Annotated in this window: 4 protein-coding genes; 2 read left to right on the top strand and 2 right to left on the bottom strand. The window is 63.4% G+C overall.

Features of this window, described 5'->3' with window-relative positions:
- Positions 1–95: 95 nt before the first annotated feature.
- Complete coding sequence (locus B4A72_RS15040) at positions 96–518, top strand: DUF883 family protein (protein WP_292956021.1); 423 nt, start codon at positions 96–98, stop codon at positions 516–518.
- A gap of 10 nt (positions 519–528) precedes the next feature.
- The gene (locus B4A72_RS15045; RefSeq protein WP_292956023.1) at positions 529–1,179 is read left to right on the top strand and encodes a phage holin family protein; all 651 of its coding nucleotides are present in this window, start codon (positions 529–531) and stop codon (positions 1,177–1,179) included.
- A 16-nt stretch (positions 1,180–1,195) separates the two neighbouring features.
- Here the strand turns inward: B4A72_RS15045 and B4A72_RS15050 are convergent, their stop codons facing one another.
- A complete protein-coding gene (locus B4A72_RS15050; RefSeq protein ID WP_292956026.1) occupies positions 1,196–1,576 on the bottom strand; it encodes a hypothetical protein in 381 nt (126 codons plus the stop codon).
- A 76-nt stretch (positions 1,577–1,652) separates the two neighbouring features.
- Positions 1,653–2,017 (bottom strand): DUF1850 domain-containing protein (locus B4A72_RS15055; RefSeq protein ID WP_292979013.1); only part of this gene is annotated, 365 nt, incomplete at its 5' end.

A 2,017-nucleotide genomic window follows, 5' to 3' on the forward strand; every position in this document is an offset into this window, starting at 1 on the left:
CAGCGGCACAATTTACCGGAAAACTGCGGAACAATGCTGGCCAAGTTGTGTTGTGGCTTCGAAGGTCAACCAAGGCCAACGAAAGGACGAAAATCATGACCCATTCCGACGATGCAGCCAACAAGATGAAGCGCGACGCTCAGGCTGCGGCCAGCGAGGCGAAGAATGATCTCCGCGAGGGGGCCGGCCGCGTGGGCGACGATGTTCGCAGGACGGCACGCGACCTTGGTGACAATGCCGGGATCGACCGGCTCAAGGAACGGGGTGCCGATCTGGCCGAGACGGGGCGCGAATATGCCAACCGCGCCCGTGAGGCCGGAGAGGAATATGCCGAACGCGCCCGCGAAGAGGCGAACCGCCTTTATGAGACCGGTCAGCGCAAGGCGAACGAGGTCGCCCACTACGCCGAGGAACGCTATGACGAGGTATCCGAGATGGTGCGGCGCCATCCGGCTCAGGCATTGGGGATCGCAGCGGGCGTCGGTTTCCTCGTCGGATTGATCCTGGCACGTCGCTGAGGTCGGCCGCATGTTCGATTATGTCAACCGGCTTCAACTGGCCGCCAAGGATTCCGCAAGACGGACGGTGATGAAGGTTGTGGCCGGGCTGATCCTGGCGATCGGCGCCGGCTTTCTGATCGCGGCATTATGGTCGTATCTCGCGATCAATCTCGGCTGGGGTCCGATGTTGGCATCCCTCGCCATCGGCGGCGGATTCGTGGCGATCGCATTGATTCTGCTGATGGTTTCCAACCGTCAGCGTCACGCGATGCCGACCACGGACGACCTGAAGCGCGAGGTCGAGGCGCGCGTGACGCTGGCCACCGACGCCGCTGTCGAGCGCGCCCGCACCGAAGCTTCGCGCCTGGTCGATTTGGCGGGCAGCCGCGCGCAATCCCTGCTGGACGATGCGGGCGATCGGGTCGGCAGGATTGCCGATGATACCGGGCAGCGATTCTACGGCTTGGCACGGTCGGTCGGGATCACGCCCCAGAACATGGCTCGTGCCAAGGCGGATGCGGGGCAGGTCAGGGACGGCGCGAAACGGGCTGCAGACAGCAATGCCGGCAGCATGGCCAAGTTGATCGGGGCTTTCGCGATCGGGGTCACGCTGGCAGCCAAGTTGCAGGAACGGCGGCAAGGACCCAAGACCGTCTTCGACGACGACGATCTGATGTAGATAAAGACTTCGCCGCTCAGCCTGCGCGGCGAAGGCCAGTCAGGGAATTGACCAGATGGCTCAGATCCTCGCGCGTGAATGGCGAGGTCAGGCTGCGCCAGCCTTTCCGTATCACCTCGGTCACGGGGTCGTCGCCGGCTCGGATGACGATTTCTGCGCCGTTCGCGATTGCCCAATCGGCAAGGCCGCTATCCTCGACCTCCTGCACGTTCATCTTCGTGACGATCACGGGAACCTCATCGGCACTCGGTGATACCTGCGAAACAAGCTCGGACGGAAAGCGCAGATGAATCACGTCACAGCCGGGACAGGCGGCGAGAAGGCCGGCGCACATGTCGCGGGCCACGAAGGTATCGCGTTCGATCACGATGAAACTGTAGCCGGATTGAGTCATCATGCGTCCACCTTTCCATCTCGGCGTCTTTTGATCAACTCAATTTAGATCAAGCCCGCGAATCTCTGTCTGGTATGGATCAGGGGCAGGGCCGCAAGATGATGGGGTCGGAACGGGCCATGCCGATTTCGCGGCAGGTCGCGTCGTCGCAGATCCGCCAACCGCCCCCGGTTGCCCCACTTGCCGCCAGGATCAGCTTGTCCCGGGGTGGAAGATCCGGCGTCCAGACCCACCATCCATCGACCAGGCGCGCATCAGGCCCAGGCTCCATCCCCGCGCCCGAACCCTTGATCGCGGCGCCGGCAAGCACCAGCTTGTCGCCCTCGATCCGCCACTCCTCGCGCCAGATCTGCCGCTCGACCGAATGGGTCCATTCCAGACGGAAATCGGCCCCGGAAAGCGCCAGCGTCACCATTCCCGCCAGCAGACAGCCGCTCATGCCGC

The sequence above is a fragment of the Paracoccus sp. UBA5162 genome (assembly GCF_002413585.1).
GTDB lineage: Bacteria > Pseudomonadota > Alphaproteobacteria > Rhodobacterales > Rhodobacteraceae > Paracoccus.